Below are 18,573 nucleotides of genomic sequence, written 5' to 3'. Positions count from 1 at the left end.
ATATTTAAAAATCAAAATCTCCAAAGTCTGAACCCGAAAACATATGATTCTGATCAGCCATTTGATAGGTTATCTCCTCATCAGCATGATTTCTAAGTTCAATTATGTAGTCAAAATCATCGAGTGAGTACTCTGAATTTTGGACAAAGATATCAGGATGTTCAATTACTTTAACAGAAGGAAGCCTCATAATTTCACGGACCAGCTGCCAATGACGTTCATTCGCACGTCTAGTAGAAACAATCCCGTCCAATATAAATAGGTTATTGGCATTGTACTCGTCCTCGATCAGCTGATTGCGGATTGTTTGTTTTAACAAGGTTGAAGAGACAAACAGCCAGCGCTTATTGGCGCAAACACTAGCGGCAACCAGAGATTCAGTCTTGCCTACCCTTGGCATTCCCCGTATGCCAATCAATTTGTGGCCCTCCTGCTTAAATAATTCTGCCATAAAATCCACTAATAAACCAAGCTCATCTCTTACGAAACGAAATGTTTTCTTGTCATCGGCATCTCTTTGGATATAGCGCCCATGTCTGACTGCCAGCCGATCACGAAGATTGGGTTCTCTTAGCTTAATTACTTTTATTGTGTCCATTGTATGTAAAATTGACTCAAGCCGTTTTATTTGATCATCATCTTTTGCCAACATGAGGAGACCGCGGCGGCCTTCATCCACACCATTTATGGTTACGATATTAATAGAAAGCATTCCTAAGAGGGATGATATATCACCAAGCAAACCTGGACGATTTTTTTGGATTTCATATTCTAAGTACCACTCTTTTTTCATCTCAACTTCATACCCCCTTAAAAGAATTTTCGACATTTTTTTCACACGTCTACCTAAACTTAATCATAAATGATTTTCTAGTAAGATGAAAGTAAAAACATGTATATTCACTCTTTTCTTTGCTGATTTATTCTTTTGGATGAAAAAACGGTTAAACGTAAAAAAAAGAGAGGAGAATCTCCTCTCAAAATTTATTGGCTGCTTCCATTATTTTGAACAAGTTTTACCATCACGTTTGCTATAGCTTGCTGTTCTTTCTCGTCAGCTACAGACCATAGATCTGAAAGAACCCTTTGTTGTTCGTTCTTCGGATCAACATTGCTGGCAAGATAATCCCCAACTTGATAAGCTAAACTAGAGATGGCACCTTCACTCATGCCTTTATCTTGGGCTTGATGAAGACGGTTCGCAAGGAAGTCTTCCCATTCTTTCCAATCATTTAACATAGACATGTTTTTTACCTCCTTTGGATTGGTACAAGGTTATTATGCGAAGGCAAGACTCAAACTATACACAAAAAAAGATGTTGTTACGTGTACCAGCCGCCGTTCATGGCCAGTACTTGTCCCGTCATATAACTGGATTCTTCTGATAATAAAAAGGCAACCCCTTTGGCAATTTCTTCTGGCTGCCCCAGCCTGCCCATGGGAATTTCATAAGCAATCCGTTCTACCTCTTCCTCCGTAAAGCCCTCTAACATTTTGGTGCTAATCGCACCAGGGGCAATGGCATTTACCCGGATGCCATTTAAAGCCACTTCCTTGCTAAGAGCTTTGACAAAGGAAATTTGGGCGCCTTTGGCAGCAGAATAAGCAACCTCACAGGAAGCGCCGGTTTGACCCCAAATCGATGTGATGACGACAATATTGCCGGACTGTTTACTAATCAATTTAGGAAGCAGTTCTTTTGTTAACATTAAGGGGGATAATACGTGAACATTCAATAACTCAACTGCTTCTTCAAGCTTTAAATCCATCAGTAATCCATAGCTGCTCATGCCGCCGCAATGTATAACGGCATCCAATGAGAAAATTTGTGAAGCTACATGAGTGTAACCGTCTGGTTTGGACAAATCAGCATGGATGGGCAGATGGTCTCCTCCATATCCGCTCAGTTTTTCCATTAAATCATGGATCGATTGTTTATTCTGGTTATAATGCAAATACAAATTGTAGCCATTTTCAGCTAGCTTAACTGCCACCGCTTGTCCAATTCCGCCGCTTGCTCCCGTAATAAGTGCATATTTTTTCATTTTATTCATCTCTTTCTTATTACTGTATCTTTGCTCATGGAAAGAAGCGCCTAAAAAACGGCGCTTCTTTCTATTTTGTCTTGGGAATAACCTGGCAAATTGAAATGCGCTCTTCCGTTATCACTTCGTCTGCCATTTTTTGAACATCCTGCAATGAGATTTTTTCCAAAGCAGGCACGACATCGAATAGATTCATTTCGTTAAAAGCATAACGGGTAAATTGATTAGCGATATACTCGGGTGAATTAATGGCCCGCAGGAACGCTCCAATTTTTTTCTTCTTAGCCCGTGCTAATTGTTCTTCTGAAAAGGCACCTGATGATTTAGAAGCCATCAGCATTTCTTTTAGGCGTTCTGCCAGCTGGTCAGGATCACTTGTGTCCCCGCCAATCATGGCGAACCCAAATCCTTGTTCCTGTGTATAATCATAGGAGAACGTATCATCTACTAATCCATCTTTATAAAGCTGATTATAATTTTCCGAGCTTTTCCCAAACAGGAGATCGAGAAGAACGTTCATGGCCAATTCATTTTTTAACATTTCGTTTCCTTGCTGGTCTGTATGCAGAGCCTTGATCCCCACTAAACATTTAGACGTTTGGACATTCATTTGCAGCACTTGTTTTTTCTTAGCTGCATGGGGAGGTTCTTCTTCAAACTGGCGCTTAATTTCAGGCATTTCCTTGTAATTCTTTTTGGCTTGATTTTCTTTCACCTGATTCATAATCTGCTCAGGATCTACAGGACCTACAATAAACAGCAGCATATTGCTGGGGTGATAGAACGTATTGTAGCATTCATACAGCCAATCTTTCGTAATATGGGAGATGGACTCAACTGTCCCGGCGATATCAATATTTACCGGATGCTTTTCATAAAGGTTAGCGATCAGTCCAAAGTAAAGGCGCCAATCAGGATTATCATCATACATCGTAATTTCCTGGCCAATAATCCCTTTTTCTTTTTCCACCGTTTTCTCTGAAAAATAGGGTTCCTGAACAAAATCAATCAGGGTTTCTAAATTTTTCTCTACTTCGGATGTGCTTGAGAATAAATAGGCCGTTCTGGTAAACGATGTAAAGGCATTGGCAGATGCACCCTGCTTGCTGAATTGCTGGAATACATCGCCATCCTCCTTTTCAAAAAGCTTGTGCTCTAAAAAATGGGCAATTCCATCAGGTACCTTAACATATTCTGTTTTGCCAAGTGGAACAAAGGTATTGTCGACAGACCCATACTTGGTCGTAAAAGTGGCATACGTTTTGTTAAAGCCTTTTTTAGGCAAAATGTAAACATTTAGGCCATTTGTCATTTTTTCATGGTAAAGCTCTTCTTGAAGCTGGTCAAAATTAATTTTCTCCATTATTTGCCCGCCTCCATTCCTGTTAAGAAGTAAATCGTATCCAAACGAATCTTATCTGCCACTCCAACAATTTCTTCCTTTGTGGCATTTTCCATTTCGTTCAGCCAAGCATCTAAGTTAATATCTGCATGGGCGACCACATTATGATATAGCAGCTCCAGCAGGCCTCTTGATGTATCAATGGTCTCTAATATCTGGTTTCGGATGACCGCTTTTGTTTGGACTAATTCCTCATCGGTAAATTCGCCTTTTTTCATCGCTTCCATCTGCTCATTAATAATTTTCACTGCCTGATCATAATTTTTATTGTCAATCCCCGACATGACCATCATAAGTCCTTTATGGCTTTCCAAGCGGCTGGCAGCATAATAAGCAAGACTGGCCTTCTCCCTGACATTGATGAATAATTTAGAATGCGAAAAACCGCCAAAAATGCCATTAAAGACTTGGAGGGCAAAGTAATCGGGATCACCATATTTAATATTGGTGCGATAACCGATATTTAATTTTCCTTGTTTCACATCCTGTGCTTCTTTCACCTCATGAACCTTTTCTTTTCGGTTAATTTCTGGCACAGCAGCTTCTTTAGGGGTCCTGTTTTCAAATTTAAGGAGCTCTGAAGCAAAACTCTTCACTTCCTCTTCCTTTACGTCCCCTACCACATAAAGGTCCATTTCGTTCTCTAAAAAGGCTTGTTGGTAATACGCAAATAAGTTTTCAGGTGTAATCTCATCAACGTCTTCCGCCTCACCGTTAACTTGGAGAGCATAGGGTTCTCCTTTGCACATCTCTTCAATAAGCCTCACGTTGGAATAACGCATTTTATCATCATATACAGATTGAATCCGCTGTTTTAAAGTACGCTTCTCTTTTTCAATGGTCTCCGGGTCGAAGCCATTTCCCGATTTATGCGGATTGGTTAGAATCTCTGCTAACAATTCAAATCCTTTCTTTAAGAGAGGACTGGGATCAGATAAAAATTTTTCATTTGCAATTTCGATTAAAAAACTGATGATGTGGTATTCGCCTTTTTTTGATAGATCCACATATAATGTTGCTCCATACAATTCATCTAAATAAGACCTCAGTGCCGCAGTTGAGGGGAAATTTGCCGAACTGCTTTGCAGAACATGTGGAAGAAGCGCCCGTTTTGTTATGTTTTCCTTATCCAGCGGGGCCTTCATTCTCCATACGATGGTGTTGGTTTTATATTTATCTGTTTCGATAACATGCAGTTGGTAACCTGGCATTTCGGTAGTTTTTTCTGAAACAGCGATCATTGACCTTCCTCCCTAACAGATAATTTAACGTGGCGGTTCATTCTAGCATATGTAAACATTTTTCTTTCTATTTTTTCCTTTTCGATAAAACCTATACTCTAACTATAATTTTTCAAGCTTGGTTAATGCAAACATTTTCCATTTTAAAGACAAAAAGAGACTCTTCAGTAATTCTGAGGAGTCTCCTTTCGGCTGTTATCTGCTTCCCTTGATATAGTGTGTGCCAGAAGCTTTTGGAGCATCTGCACGGCCAATAAATCCGGTCAAAGCAAGAATGGTTAAAATATATGGCGCTATTAATAAATAAACATTTGGAATTTCTTTAAGGAACGGCAAACTAGAGCCTATGATACTGATACTTTGGGCAAAGCCAAAGAAGATGCCAGCACCAAGAGCGCCAAGCGGATGCCATTTACCAAAAATCATCGCCGCCATAGCCATAAAGCCCTGTCCACTGATGGTTGAATGGCTGAAGTTTGATGTAATCGATTGAGCATATACCGCCCCGCCGAGTCCACCAAGAGCACCAGAGATAATAACGCCCAAATAGCGCATTTTTGTTACGTTAATTCCCATTGTATCGGCTGCCATCGGATGCTCACCGACCGAGCGAAGCCGAAGGCCAAATGGAGTTTTAAACACAATATACCAGGCAATGAAAGCTACTCCGATTGCAAGGAACGATGTCCAATAAGTGTCCTGGAAAAAGATTTTTCCGATAATCGGTATATCCTTCAAAATAGGAATATCAATTTTACTAAAACCCTTACTGATAATGCCAGTCTCACCTTTGCCATAAATCAGCTTAACAAGGAAAAGCGTAGTACCGGTTGCCAGCAGGTTGATCGCTACACCTGAAACAGTATGGTCCGCCCGAAATGTAATAGCGGCAACCGCATGCAGAATAGAAAACAGTGCTGCAACGGCCATGGCTGCCAAAAGTGCTACCCATGGAGTGGCATTTCCGAATGTATCTACAAATGTCAGGTTAAAAACAATCGACGTAAACGCACCTATAACCATTAAGCCTTCCAGTCCGATATTAACGACTCCAGAACGCTCCGAGAAGATTCCACCTAATGCAGTGAAGATAAGTGGAGCGGCCCATAATAATGTTGATGGGACGACGATGGTTAAAATATCCATTAAGCTCACTTACTTCACCTCCTTCTTGCCGAATCGATCAAGTAATTTTCTTATGATATAGCTTGAAGCTACAAAGAATACAATCAGGGCAATAATAATATCTACCAATTCGTTAGGGACGCCTGCTTCAAGCGGCATGTTCAATGCGCCAATTTTTAATGCGCCAAATAAAATAGCGGCGAAAAAGACCCCAAGCGCTGTGTTGCCCCCAAGCAGTGCGATAGCAATGCCATCAAAACCTACTCCTGTAAATCCGCCTTTTACCGTCACATAGCCAAAGGTGCCTAATCCCTCCATTGCTCCTGCTAATCCCGCAAATGCTCCAGAAATGACCATGGATAGGATAATATTTCGATTTACGTTCATCCCAGCATATTGAGCGGCATGCTGGTTAAATCCAACCGCCCGCAATTCAAAGCCTTTTGTCGTTCTTTCAAGTAAAAACCACATAATAAAGCAGCAAATAATAGCAACAATAATTCCCCAATGAAAACGTGAATAATCTGTGATGCTTTGCAGCCATTCAGACCTTAATGTTGCAGAGTCCTTCACGAGGTCTGTCTTGTCCTTATTATCGGTAAGGACGTTTTTGATGATGTAGTTACAAACATGCAATGCCGTGTAATTCAACATAATGGTGACAATAACTTCGTGCACCCGCAAACGCGCTTTCAATAAGCCAGGTATAAATGCCCATAATGCCCCTGCAATAGCTGCAGCCAGTATGGCTAAAGGCAAATGAATGATTCTTGGCAAATCAAAGGAGACACCTACCCAAACAGCAGCCAGCCAGCCAACAAGGAATTGGCCTTCAACCCCAATATTAAATAATCCGACGCGGAAAGCAAATGCCACTGCTAACCCCGCTAGAATATATGGCGTTACCTGCCGAATTACTTCACCTGTATAATAAACCTCACCAAAAGCCCCATTCCATAAGGCCGTATAGGCAGTTATCGGGTCATATCCGCTAGCCAGCATGATGATTGTTCCAACAATAATCCCCAACAAAACTGCAATGATTGGTGTCAAAATACCGATTAAGCGTTTAGACATTCGTACTTTCACCTGCTTTCTTTCTGCTCGAACCAGCCATTAGCAATCCAAGTTCTTGTTCATCTGTTTCCTTTGGATCCACGACTGCAACGATTTTTCCCTCGTAAATGACAGCAATCCGGTCACTGACATTCATTATTTCATCTAGTTCAAACGAAACAAGCAGGACTGCTTTTCCGTTATCACGCTGTTCAATTAATCTTTTATGAATAAATTCAATAGCCCCAACATCGAGACCGCGAGTTGGCTGAGCAGCAATGAGCAAATCAGGATTATCATTCACCTCGCGCCCAATAATCGCCTTTTGCTGGTTCCCTCCAGAAAGGGCACGGGCTAAAACATATTCACTTGGTGTCCGAACATCAAACTCATCAATCAATTTTCTTGCCTGTTGATAAATCGCCTTAAAATTTAAAATTCCACGTTTGGAAAATGGTTCCTTATAATAGTTTTGCAGGACCATATTCTCCCCAATTGGAAAGTTTAATACTAGTCCATGTTTATGGCGGTCTTGTGGGATATGGCCTACACCAGATTCCTTAACCTTTCTTGGCGTAAGATTAAAAATATCTTTTCCATTTAGCTTCACACTGCCGCTTTCTGCTTTACGCAAACCAGTGATTGCTTCAAGAAATTCAGATTGTCCATTGCCATCCACACCAGCAATTCCGACAATCTCTCCAGCGCGGACAGTCAAGTCCAGTCCATTGACAACCGTAACTCCTCGTGAATCTTTGACAACAAAATCCTTCACGTCCAAGACACTCTGCTGCGGGTTTGCTGGCTTTTTATCCACCTTAAAAACAACATCATGGCCTACCATCATTCTGGCCAATTCATCAGGATTGGTTTCACTGACATTGACAGTCCCAATTCCTTTTCCTTTCCGGATGACGGTACAACGGTCAGCTACTTCCATAATTTCCTTTAATTTATGGGTAATCAGAACGATCGATTTCCCCTCATTGATAAGCGTTTTCATAATTTGTATTAATTCTTTAATTTCCTGAGGCGTTAAAACGGCAGTCGGTTCGTCGAAAATTAAGATCTCGGCTCCCCGGTACAATGTTTTTAAAATTTCTACCCTTTGCTGCATCCCTACGGAAATATCCGAAATTTTCGCCTGTGGATCTACAGCCAGACCGTACCGTTCTGAAATTTTCCGAACTTCTTGTTCCGCCTTTTTGATGTCAATACTGCCCTTTGAGGTAATCTCTCTGCCGAGAATAATATTTTCCGTTACAGTAAAAACATCGACGAGCATAAAATGCTGGTGCACCATCCCGATGCCTAAATCATTTGCCACATTCGGGTCTGTTATTTTTACAGGCTTGCCTTTTACTCGGATTTCACCCTGTTCCGGCTGATACAAGCCAAAAAGAACATTCATTAAAGTAGATTTGCCAGCGCCGTTTTCACCGAGCAATGCATGAATTTCCCCTTTTTTTAATTGAAGGGTAATATTATCATTTGCAACGAAGCCGTTAAACTCTTTGCGAATGTTCAGCATTTCAATAACATAATCCATTATGATTTCTCACTCCCTGTCATAAAGGTAAGGAAATTTTAACCAATAGTAGTAAGAGGTCAGACCTTTGATTGTTTTTAAAAAACAGAGGGCCGCCTCCTTGCTAAAACCCTAAATGAAAAGTAGAAATGCCTTTCTACGCTTCAGTTAAGATTTCAATAAGAAGGAATAAGAAGGAGATCATCTCCCGCTTATTCCTTGATTTTTTCCTTATTGTGCACTAAATGACTTTAGTTCATCACGTGTTCCAGGAACTTTTACATCACCGGATTTAATCTTTTCAATCCACTCGTTAACCGCTTTTTCAATATCAGCCTTTGCAGCAGCTTTTTCGTTAATTGGCGCTAAACCAACACCGTCTTCACTTAAACCGTAAGTGATTGTTTTTCCGCCAGGGAAGTTACCGTCTTTTGCTTTCGTTGAAAGGTCAACAACTGCGTTATCTACTCGTTTAAGAGCGGATGTTAAGACAACATCTGGACCCATGTTTGCTTGATCGCTGTCTACTCCGATTGCCCAAATTTCAGCGTTAGGATCTTTTGCTTTTCTGTCTGTAGCTTCTTTAAATAGACCGTTACCAGTTGCACCAGCAGCATGGAAGACTACGTCATCACCAGAAGAGTACATTTTAGAAGCGATAGATTGACCAAGTTCTGCTTTATCAAATGCACCAGCATATTGTATATCAACTGTAGCATCTGGATTAGCTGCTTTCACACCAGCAACAAATCCTGCCTCGAAGCGCTCAATAACTGCACTTTCAACTCCGCCAATAAAACCAATTTTATTGGATTTCGTTGTCATCGCAGCAGCAACACCGGCAAGGAAAGAAGCTTCCTGCTCTTTAAAAAGAATGCTTGCAACATTTGGCTGATCCACTTCGGAATCGACAATAGCAAAGTGATGATCTTTCTGTTGCTTAGCAATCTCTTCAACTGCACCCTGCATCAAGAAACCAATACCAAATACTAAATCAAAATCTTGGCGTGCAAGTGTATTTAAGTTTGTTGAATAATCAGCATCTGATTTAGATTGAAGGTAATCATACCCATCTTTACCTTTTTCCAGACCATTTTCTTTACCAAATGCTTGAAGACCTTCCCAAGCAGATTGGTTAAAGGATTTGTCATCAACACCGCCAACGTCAGTAACCATAGCTACTGTAAAAGCTTTTTCTTTCTCTCCGCCTTTTGCGTTATCATCGCCAGCATTGTCATCGCTTTTACCACAAGCACCCAACAGTGTACCAGCAGCAAGAACTAAGGATAGCGCCATTCCAATTTTACGCTTTTTCAAGGTATTTACCCCCTAGATTTGTTGTTTGATTTAGCAGAAATGGTCAAATGATAAATTCATTTTCATGCGCACTGAGAGAATTAAATACGTTTTCTAAGTACGTGAAAACTAAATTTATCTGCTTTAAAATAGTTTACCGAAAATAGGACAGGTTCATCCATTTCATCAAAATGCATTTGTTTTAGCACTAACAAAGCAGTTTCTGGTTCACATTCTAAAATGGGAGATATTTTTTCATGGTAGCCGATTGGTTCAATTTGCGCAATCGCGTATGTAATTCTTTTGTGAGCAGCCCCATCTAAAATGTTAAAGATTGATTCTTCCTCATGAGAAAAAGTTTCGGGTAATATATGTGATGGAACTTTATCAATACAATAAACGACTGGTTCCCCATTTGCCGTTCTTACCCGTTCCATTACCACTATTTCCTCACTTGGTGAACACTTGAAACGACGAATATCCTCTTCGGTTGGAGTTTGTTTTGATGATCTTAGAAAAATTGTGCCAGGTTTCATGCCAGCCTGAGTGATCATGTCCGTCACGCTATTGAGCTGTTCAATGCCCGACGTAAATAACGGCCTTGCATTTACAAAGGTTCCCACACCATGACGCCTGATAATGACGTTTTCCTCCTCTAGAATCCGCAGTGCTTCCCTTAAGGTAGCTCTGCTTACCCCGAGCTGCTTAGCAAGATCAAATTCTGAGGGTAATTTTTCTTTTTCTTTATATACCCCCGCTTCGATATCCTGCTTGAGGCGGTCAATTACTTGTAAATATAAATGGCGATTATCTGACTTAATGGACATGCTGTGATCCCCCGGCCTTTTTCCTAAGACATCAGACATATGATATCATTCCTACTAATCGTGATTTATATTATCATGTTTTAGTCTATAAATAAATAGAAATTCTTGAATTTGTCGAAAAAAGGCACTTTGGATAAAATTGTTTCAAATTACCTGCAGCAAAAGCCTATAAATCTGCTATAATTGAATATCTTCCTTACAAAAATAGGTAATACCAGGAGGATTTTCCTATTTATATTTATTCATGATTAATAAAAAATAATCATAAAAAAAGAGCCATTTGGCTCTTTTTTTTGTAAGTATGATTATCCTCCGCCTATTAGGAGCTTTTTTCTTCATTAGGTTTTGATAGAAGAACTGCCCGCGGTTTGCTTCCTTCATACGGTCCCACAACCCCTCTGACTTCCATTTCGTCTATCAGGCGGGCGGCCCTAGTATAGCCGATTCTGAAACGGCGCTGCAGCATGGAAACCGATGCGGTTTGCATATCAATGACTAATTCAACAGCATCATCATACAATTCATCATCCACTTCACCGGCTGCTTCAGGCACATCGTCTGGGATCATTTCCTCTTGGTATTGTGCCTTTTGCTGAGAAATGACAAACTCCACTGTGTCCTCCACCTCCTGATCAGATAGGAATGCTCCCTGCACCCGTACAGGTTTTGTGGCCCCGACTGGCATAAACAGCATATCCCCTCTGCCCAATAGCTTTTCTGCTCCACCCATATCTAGAATCGTTCGTGAATCAGTTGAACTGGAGACGGCGAAAGCAATTCTCGATGGAATATTGGCTTTAATCACGCCAGTAATAACATCTACTGAAGGCCGTTGAGTGGCAATAATGAGATGAATCCCTGCGGCCCGGGCCATTTGGGCAAGCCTTGTAATCGAATCCTCCACGTCCGATGAAGCAACCATCATTAAATCTGCCAGCTCGTCCACAATGACTACAATGTATGGCAAGAGCGGCTGTTTATCGTCTTCCTCAAGATTATGCTTCCGAACATGGTCATTATAGCCTTCTATATTGCGGGTTCCAGTATGTGAGAAAAGCTCGTAGCGCCGTTCCATCTCACTTACCACCTTTTTTAATGCCTGTGATGCTTTTTTAGCATCTGTCACAACCGGTGCCAGTAAATGGGGAATCCCGTTGTATACATTCAGCTCCACCATCTTTGGGTCAATCATCATTAATTTAACCTCATGAGGCTTGGCACGCATTAGTAAACTGGTAATGATGCCGTTGATACAAACACTTTTCCCGCTCCCTGTTGCACCAGCCACCAAAAGATGGGGCATTTTATTTAATTCTGCCATTACCGCTTCACCGGTAATATCTCTGCCCAATCCAATCATTAGCTTCGCATCGGGTTTATCATTTTGGGTTGCTTCCAGAACTTCCCGAAGTGACACCATGGCCACTTCTGTATTCGGAACTTCTATCCCAATAGCGGATTTCCCTGGGATGGGGGCTTCAATCCGAATTCCTTTTGCAGCTAAAGCCAATGCAATATCGTCACTAAGACTGACAATTTTGCTAACCTTGACTCCGACATCGGGATGTACTTCATATTTCGTTACTGCCGGGCCTAAATGAACTTGCGTAACCCTGGCTTTTACGCCAAAGCTTTGGAAGGTTCGTTCCAGCTTCGCCGCATTCTTATTAATCAGTTCATATTCCCCGCTTTGGTCCGTTTTTTTCGGCAGCTTTAACAATCTTAATGGCGGCAATTCATAATCCACATTTTCCACTTCTGTAAAGGTAATGGGAGGTGAATTGTCCTCTTCCGGTTCTTCTTCTTCCTGTTTTTTCTTTCTTCGTTTTGGCTGTTCTTGCTGATTCGGTTCGATTACAGCATCCTCCAAATAGGCGCGGTCGGCGAAATTAGAGATAATCGGTTCAGGAACAGCCAATTCCTCCCCTTGAATTTCTTGAGTTATTTCAGCAGCTGCCGGCATGTTGCTGCCTTGGGACGCTTCTCCCCCGCCGCGCCTCGCTATTCTCCGTTGATTTTTACGTTCTTGCTGCTTTTGTTTCCATTCTGACATGTCGAGTTTGAATTCATCCCATTGTGTTTTAAAGAAGCCCAAACAAACGGTCATGACTTTTGCCAGCAATTCTCCAAACGATTTTCCTGTCAGCAAAATAAATCCAATGATAATAAAAATAAACGCGATAATTTTTGTCCCAGTTTCTGCGAATAAATAATGGAATAAGGCATATAATATGGCTCCAAGAATTCCTCCGCCTAAATCAGTTGTGCTGGATTCACCTCGAAGTTCCATCATGAATAATTCCCATGTATTCTTAATGACGCTTGGATTACTGAGCTTGCCATCAGCTAACAGCGGATGAAATAGGGATACATGGCTCAGAAGAAGTATGGCTGAAACCACAAAATAGCTTCCCACTAATTTTGTATGGAAGAGAAAAGGCATTTCTCTCTTCCACATGAAATAAATGCTTAAAAGAACCATTCCAAGTAAACTTAGCATATACCATTCACCCATCCAAAAGCGGAAGAAAAGGACCGTTGCCCTTCCTACTGCTCCCAGCTTAGCAATGGAGATAATCGCAAGAGCAAGTAATGCGATCGCCGACAGTTCATACTTTAGGGTTCGTTTTAGCTGCGTTTCTCTTCTTTTCGGTTGTCTTCTCTTTTTTTTCGCCATCTAATCACCTTATATTTATATATGTTTATCCGAGACTGCCTTCACAATTTAATGATGGTCATTCATTTTTACAAAAAGGAAGAAAGCAGCCCATTTGGCTGCTCTTGGCTATCTACCCTGATTATACCATAATTCTTAATTAGGTTTCTGCCAACCATCAAGATTGGAAAAAGAAATTTTGGCTCCCGGACAGATTTGCTCATCCAAAAAATGTTGAGGATCGCTGCTTAAGATTCGTACAACCTGTGCAAATTGAGTTCCAGATGTCTCCACAACCAACGGGATACCATTGTAGGTTACAACTTGCTGTTTCTCAAATTCATCGGCTTCATAGGGAAAGACCAGTTCATGCGGCATCATGGTATATAAAATCATTGAATCAATCCTTCGTTCTTTTCTTTTTGAAGATCAATCAATTCATTTAATTTCTTCATAGCTTGGCCAATGCCGCCAAGGTCATCGATCAACCCATATTTTACCGCATCTGCCCCGATGACATTCGTCCCTATGTCTCTTGTTAAATTTCCTTTGGCGAACATCAAGTCTTTAAACGTTTCTTCCGAAATTTTAGAATGCTTAGTGACAAAGTTGACCACACGTTCTTGCATCTTATCTAAGTATTCGAATGTTTGGGGAACCCCAATGACCAGCCCGGTTAAACGGATCGGATGAATGGTCATTGTGGCCGTTTCCGTAATAAAAGAATAATTACAAGATACTGCAATGGGCACACCAATTGAGTGTCCCCCCCCTAACACAATTGAAACAGTAGGCTTTGAGAGAGTGGCCAGCATTTCCGAAATCGCTAATCCTGCCTCCACATCCCCGCCTACTGTATTGAGGATAATGAGAACCCCCTCAATATTCGGATTTTGCTCAATGGCTACCAGCTGGGGAATGATATGTTCATACTTCGTTGTTTTATTTTGCGGTGGAAGGGCTAAGTGTCCCTCAATTTGGCCAACAATCGTTAAACAATGAATTTTTGAATCTGAAGATAATTGCGGTACATTCGTTTGCCCAAGCTGTTGTATTTTCTCTATTAATGGAGAAGCAGGTTTTTCCTCTTTGGGCGGGTCCTGCCCTTCCTGATTGCCGGAATTATTGATCAGTAAATCATTATCCATCCTAATACTCCCTTCACGCATGATATCTTATATTATGAACCACTGTTAAAAAATCATGCTCTGAAAGGGAAATATGTCTCCGCTCATTGCTGCGGATTCAACATAACGAAAAAGGATGGCACACAAGAATTAGAATTGTCCGCATCCCGAGTGCCATCCTTTGAAATTTTTATGCTTCCATGATGATCGGCAGAATCATCGGCCTTCTTTTTGTCTTTTCATATAAATACCGATTTAAGTCATCCCTGATTTCCTGCTTTAGACTCGACCATTCAAAAACAGCTTTTGCCAGGTTTTTTTCTACGATATCCCGCACTAATTTAGTGGAATCATCCATTAGCTTTTCAGATTCACGGACATAAACAAATCCTCTTGAAATAATTTCTGGTCCAGCCGCGATTTTCTTTTCCTGCTGTTTCGTTAATGTGACTACGACAATTAAAATACCATCTTGTGATAATAGCTTACGGTCCCTCAATACAATATTTCCTACATCTCCAACACCAATTCCATCGATTAGGATATTGCCAGATGGGACTTTGCCTATAATGGCACCTTTTCCATCTTTCCATTCGACAACGTCGCCACGGTCTGCTATTAAAATCTGTTCATCACGCAGTCCGCATTCTAAGCCAAGCTTACGGTGTGCCTTCAGCATCCGATATTCTCCATGAACGGGGATAAATAGTTTTGGCTGCATTAAATTCAGCATGAATTTTAATTCTTCTTGGCTGCCATGACTTGTGCCATGAATGGTGCGTTTGCCGGAAATGACATCAGCTCCTGCTTTAAACAGCATATCCACGGTTCTTGCCAATAAGATTTCACTCCCCCTTAGTGGAGAAGCTGCTATTAATACCGTATCACCCGGTTGAATATTTACTAGCTTATGTGTCTGTTTAGCCATTTTTTGCAGAGCTTCAATTGGTTCACCCTGACTGCCTGTCATCAGAACGACAATTTCACGATCCTGGTATTGGTTAATTTCCGTAATCGAAATAATTAAATCATCCGGCACTTCCAAGTATCCTAAATCAAGGGCAATATGGAAAATCCGTTCAAGACTTTTTCCTGTGACCGCCACCTTGCGCTTGTTTTCTCGTGCCACATTGAATACATGTTGAATTCTGTTTAGATCAGAGGCAAAACAGGCAGCGATTATCCGGCCGGGTGCATTATATAGGGCATTGGACATTTCCCGCTCGACGATTGCCTCCGACACTGTATATCCCGGCCTCTCCGCTTCTGTACTATCGGAAAGCAAACATAAAACGCCTGATTCACCAATTGCAGCCATCTTTCCGATTTCAGGCTTATAGAGCTTGGCTGCAGCCTGATCAAATTTAAAATCACCGGTATAGACGATAATTCCCTCTGAAGTGTGGATACATACCCCCACTGAATCCGGGATACTGTGGTTGGTCCTAAAAAAACTGACATCAACAGATTCCAACTCTAACACAGCATCGGAATCAATTTCCTTAAAGTTTACTTTCCCAGAATAATCGAACTCTTTTAATTTTGCATGGGCTAATGCCAAAGTCAGTCTCGTTCCGTATACTGGCACATCTAAATCATGCAAGATATATGGAAGCGCCCCGATGTGGTCTTCGTGTCCGTGAGTTAAGAAAATCGCTTTTACCCGTTCCTTATTTTCTTTTAAATAGGTGATATCAGGAATAACCACATCGATACCCAGCATTTCTTCCTCGGGGAACATTAGCCCGGCATCAATAATAAATATGTCCTTATCTACTTCCACAAGGTACATATTTTTTCCGATTTCTCCTACTCCACCAAGTGCAATCAACTTAATGGACTGTTTCTTTTTTTTGATCACTATCCGTTTCCTCCTATGTTGACGTCCAAATTATCTTTCTTTAAAAACTATTCATTTTAAGCGGCCCGATCGAAATCAGTTATCTCTATTATACTTTAGATTCGAAAGCCTTTACAACAAAAAAAGGAAAAGTGCGGCTGGCCCGTATGGCGCATCTACCGAGGTATGTTTGCCGCAATCACTTTCGTACAATAAAAAAGCCAGCCGAGTTCGGCTGACTTTTTTATTGTATTCCATCTGTTAATAGGGTTGTGAGGGCTGCACGTTCCTGCTCCGATAATCCAACTAAAGGCAATCTCACAGATCCCACATCTAACCCCTTAATTTGTAAGGCTGTTTTAACAGGTGCGGGACTTGGGGCGGCAAATAGCCCCTGAACAAGCGGCAATAGCTTTTGGTGCATTATTGCCGCCTCTTGCACTTTCCCCTCTAAAAATGATGTCACCATTTTCTGCAGTTCATTTCCAACTACATGGGAAGCGACTGAAACTATTCCTGCTCCTCCGATGGAAAGAACAGGAATGGTCATGCTGTCATCCCCACTGTACAAATCAAATTCATCATCCGTACCAGCAATAATCTTGGCCATAGCATTTAAATCGCCGCTAGCTTCCTTTACTGCAACAATATTAGCTATCTTGGATAAACGAATCACCGTTTCAGGAGATATGGTAACAACTGACCTTCCGGGAATGTTATAGATCATAACTGGAAGCGTTGTGCTTTCTGCCACTGCCTTAAAATGCTGATATAACCCTTCTTGGTTCGGTTTATTATAATAGGGGGCAACAACCATGATACCATCGACTCCGAGCTGTTCCGCTTTTTTAGTCAACTCAACGGATGCATAAGTGTTGTTGCTGCCGGTGCCCGCAATGACGGGAATTCTTTTATCAACCACCTTGACCACATGGGCAAATAAAGCCAGTTTTTCTTCTTTTGACAATGTTGGCGATTCCCCTGTTGTGCCTGCCACAACAAGTGATTCCGTCCCATTTTCAATTAAATAATTGACAAGCTTCGTGGTTTTAGCAAAATCAATATGCCCCTTACGATCAAAGGGGGTTACCATTGCCGTCGATACTCTCCCGAAATGAACCATTTTCTTACTCCTCTCAAACCGCTGGCTATTAGCTTTTCCTTATGAAGCTTATTAACCAGTTTATATATCGGAAAGATTATATTCCATGGTCTCTTCCTCTAATTGAAAGGCATCATGTAATGCATTAACCGATTTTACTAAATCATCTTGTTTCACTAAGACCCAAATTGTTGTATGACTGTCAGCAGATTGCAAAATACGAATGCCTTGGTCGGACAAAGCTGAGACAATTTTAGAGGTTACTCCTGGGACCCCTGCAATGCCTGCCCCAACAACGGAAACTTTGGCACAATGCCTTTCTGCCACCGGATCGTGGCCCAAATCCTGCAATACTTTAATGGCACGGTCCGCCATTTCATCTGTTACCGTATATACAACACTATTAGGAGAAATATTGATAAAATCTACGCTGATTTGTTCATTCGCCATAGCTTTGAACACTTCAGCCTGCAAATAATATTGCTCTTTTTTCGCAAATACTTTAATTTGCGTGACATTGGATACGTGGGCGATTCCCGTAACAAGCCGTTCCCTAATGTCACTGCCGCGATTTTGCCTATTTAAGGCTGTTACCAACGTACCGAGGTTATCAGAATAAGTTGAACGAATCCTGATTGGAACTTTTGCCTGCATAGCAATCTCCACTGCTCTCGGATGAATGACTTTTGCTCCTTGATACGCCATATTGCAAACCTCATTATAGGTTACTACGGAAAGCGGCCGGGCGTTTTCAACAATGCGCGGGTCCGCCGTCATAATCCCCTCAACATCGGTAAAAATATCAATCCACTCTGCATTCAGGGCGGCCCCTAGGGCAGCTGCTGAGGTATCACTCCCGCCGCGTCCGATTGTTGTTACATCTCCATTCTTTGCTGCACCTTGGAATCCGGCAACAACGACAACATCATGGGTTTCCAATTCCCTTAACAAACGGTCGCATTTCATTTCAACGATTTTAGCATTCGTATGGTCACTGTTCGTTCGAAATCCTGCTTGAGCTCCAGTTAATGCGGCTGCTTGGATGCCGCTGTCCAAAAGCATATTCGTAAAGACCACACTAGAAATGACCTCGCCGCAGGACAAGAGCAAATCATGTTCCCGCTTAGAAATCTTGCTTACATTACCGCCTACTAAGGAAAGAAGGGTATCTGTTGCATAAGGATCTCCGCTTCTGCCCATCGCCGATACAACAACTGCCACTTTATAGCCCTCAGCAATGGCTTTTTCTATATGGCGTTGTGCGTGTTTTCTGCTTTTTTCATCCTTTACGGATGTACCGCCAAATTTTTGAACAATGATCTTCATAT

General features: G+C 41.5%; 16 protein-coding genes. All 16 read right to left on the bottom strand.

From position 1 onward, the window contains the following. Positions 1-4: 4 nt before the first annotated feature. On the bottom strand, positions 5-793 hold the full coding sequence (locus NFS43_RS02470; RefSeq protein WP_251549181.1) for a DUF3388 domain-containing protein: 789 nt from the start codon (positions 791-793) through the stop codon (positions 5-7). A gap of 191 nt (positions 794-984) precedes the next feature. Continuing rightward, the gene (locus tag NFS43_RS02465) at positions 985-1,245 is read right to left on the bottom strand and encodes a DUF3243 domain-containing protein (RefSeq protein ID WP_251549180.1); all 261 of its coding nucleotides are present in this window, start codon (positions 1,243-1,245) and stop codon (positions 985-987) included. 77 nt (positions 1,246-1,322) lie between these two features. After that, positions 1,323-2,045 (bottom strand): elongation factor P 5-aminopentanone reductase, encoded by a 723-nt coding sequence (gene ymfI / locus NFS43_RS02460; RefSeq protein WP_251549179.1) that lies wholly within the window; start codon positions 2,043-2,045, stop codon positions 1,323-1,325. Positions 2,046-2,115: 70 nt separating this feature from the next. After that, positions 2,116-3,408, bottom strand: a complete 1,293-nt coding sequence (gene yfmH / locus NFS43_RS02455) for an EF-P 5-aminopentanol modification-associated protein YfmH (protein WP_251549178.1) — start codon at positions 3,406-3,408, stop codon at positions 2,116-2,118. Further along, positions 3,408-4,688, bottom strand: a complete 1,281-nt coding sequence (gene yfmF, locus NFS43_RS02450) for an EF-P 5-aminopentanol modification-associated protein YfmF (RefSeq protein WP_251549177.1) — start codon at positions 4,686-4,688, stop codon at positions 3,408-3,410. Before yfmF ends, yfmH begins: the two co-directional genes overlap by 1 nt. 195 nt (positions 4,689-4,883) lie before the next feature. Then, positions 4,884-5,843 (bottom strand): ABC transporter permease, encoded by a 960-nt coding sequence (locus tag NFS43_RS02445; RefSeq protein WP_251549176.1) that lies wholly within the window; start codon positions 5,841-5,843, stop codon positions 4,884-4,886. Next, positions 5,844-6,890, bottom strand: coding sequence for an ABC transporter permease (locus NFS43_RS02440; RefSeq protein ID WP_251549175.1), 1,047 nt, complete (start codon positions 6,888-6,890; stop codon positions 5,844-5,846). After that, a complete protein-coding gene (locus NFS43_RS02435; protein ID WP_251549174.1) occupies positions 6,883-8,418 on the bottom strand; it encodes an ABC transporter ATP-binding protein in 1,536 nt (511 codons plus the stop codon). The genes NFS43_RS02440 and NFS43_RS02435 overlap by 8 nt, the downstream gene beginning before the upstream one ends. 210 nt (positions 8,419-8,628) lie before the next feature. Then, positions 8,629-9,714, bottom strand: coding sequence for a BMP family lipoprotein (locus tag NFS43_RS02430; protein ID WP_251549173.1), 1,086 nt, complete (start codon positions 9,712-9,714; stop codon positions 8,629-8,631). A gap of 80 nt (positions 9,715-9,794) precedes the next feature. Next, on the bottom strand, positions 9,795-10,520 hold the full coding sequence (locus NFS43_RS02425) for a GntR family transcriptional regulator (RefSeq protein WP_251549172.1): 726 nt from the start codon (positions 10,518-10,520) through the stop codon (positions 9,795-9,797). Positions 10,521-10,839: 319 nt separating this feature from the next. Next, positions 10,840-13,197 (bottom strand): DNA translocase FtsK, encoded by a 2,358-nt coding sequence (locus tag NFS43_RS02420; RefSeq protein ID WP_251549171.1) that lies wholly within the window; start codon positions 13,195-13,197, stop codon positions 10,840-10,842. 135 nt (positions 13,198-13,332) lie between these two features. Further along, positions 13,333-13,572 (bottom strand): YlzJ-like family protein, encoded by a 240-nt coding sequence (locus NFS43_RS02415; RefSeq protein ID WP_251549170.1) that lies wholly within the window; start codon positions 13,570-13,572, stop codon positions 13,333-13,335. Next, the gene (locus tag NFS43_RS02410; protein WP_251549169.1) at positions 13,569-14,324 is read right to left on the bottom strand and encodes a ClpP family protease; all 756 of its coding nucleotides are present in this window, start codon (positions 14,322-14,324) and stop codon (positions 13,569-13,571) included. The genes NFS43_RS02415 and NFS43_RS02410 overlap by 4 nt, the downstream gene beginning before the upstream one ends. Positions 14,325-14,493: 169 nt before the next feature. Beyond that, positions 14,494-16,164: a ribonuclease J gene (locus NFS43_RS02405; protein ID WP_251549168.1), complete on the bottom strand. Its 1,671-nt coding sequence runs from the start codon at positions 16,162-16,164 to the stop codon at positions 14,494-14,496. Between the two features lie 223 nt (positions 16,165-16,387). Further along, positions 16,388-17,266, bottom strand: coding sequence for a 4-hydroxy-tetrahydrodipicolinate synthase (gene dapA / locus NFS43_RS02400; RefSeq protein WP_251549167.1), 879 nt, complete (start codon positions 17,264-17,266; stop codon positions 16,388-16,390). A 60-nt stretch (positions 17,267-17,326) separates the two neighbouring features. Continuing rightward, positions 17,327-18,571: an aspartate kinase gene (gene dapG, locus NFS43_RS02395; protein WP_251549166.1), complete on the bottom strand. Its 1,245-nt coding sequence runs from the start codon at positions 18,569-18,571 to the stop codon at positions 17,327-17,329. Positions 18,572-18,573 lie beyond the last annotated feature (2 nt).

The organism is Neobacillus muris (assembly GCF_943193175.1).
Taxonomy (GTDB): domain Bacteria; phylum Bacillota; class Bacilli; order Bacillales; family Cytobacillaceae; genus Neobacillus; species Neobacillus muris.
This window is presented reverse-complemented; position numbering and strand designations above follow the sequence as displayed.

What these genes read in the sequence shown, in the direction of transcription:
- NFS43_RS02415 (WP_251549170.1), bottom strand. Translation starts at nt 13,572, where the DNA reads ATGATTTTATATACCATGATGCCGCATGAACTGGTCTTTCCCTATGAA.
- NFS43_RS02470 (WP_251549181.1), bottom strand. Translation starts at nt 793, where the DNA reads ATGAAAAAAGAGTGGTACTTAGAATATGAAATCCAAAAAAATCGTCCA.
- dapG (WP_251549166.1), bottom strand. Translation starts at nt 18,571, where the DNA reads ATGAAGATCATTGTTCAAAAATTTGGCGGTACATCCGTAAAGGATGAA.
- yfmF (WP_251549177.1), bottom strand. Translation starts at nt 4,688, where the DNA reads ATGATCGCTGTTTCAGAAAAAACTACCGAAATGCCAGGTTACCAACTG.
- NFS43_RS02440 (WP_251549175.1), bottom strand. Translation starts at nt 6,890, where the DNA reads ATGTCTAAACGCTTAATCGGTATTTTGACACCAATCATTGCAGTTTTG.
- yfmH (WP_251549178.1), bottom strand. Translation starts at nt 3,408, where the DNA reads ATGGAGAAAATTAATTTTGACCAGCTTCAAGAAGAGCTTTACCATGAA.
- NFS43_RS02435 (WP_251549174.1), bottom strand. Translation starts at nt 8,418, where the DNA reads ATGGATTATGTTATTGAAATGCTGAACATTCGCAAAGAGTTTAACGGC.
- NFS43_RS02420 (WP_251549171.1), bottom strand. Translation starts at nt 13,197, where the DNA reads ATGGCGAAAAAAAAGAGAAGACAACCGAAAAGAAGAGAAACGCAGCTA.
- dapA (WP_251549167.1), bottom strand. Translation starts at nt 17,266, where the DNA reads ATGGTTCATTTCGGGAGAGTATCGACGGCAATGGTAACCCCCTTTGAT.
- NFS43_RS02425 (WP_251549172.1), bottom strand. Translation starts at nt 10,520, where the DNA reads ATGTCCATTAAGTCAGATAATCGCCATTTATATTTACAAGTAATTGAC.
- NFS43_RS02410 (WP_251549169.1), bottom strand. Translation starts at nt 14,324, where the DNA reads ATGGATAATGATTTACTGATCAATAATTCCGGCAATCAGGAAGGGCAG.
- NFS43_RS02465 (WP_251549180.1), bottom strand. Translation starts at nt 1,245, where the DNA reads ATGTCTATGTTAAATGATTGGAAAGAATGGGAAGACTTCCTTGCGAAC.
- ymfI (WP_251549179.1), bottom strand. Translation starts at nt 2,045, where the DNA reads ATGAAAAAATATGCACTTATTACGGGAGCAAGCGGCGGAATTGGACAA.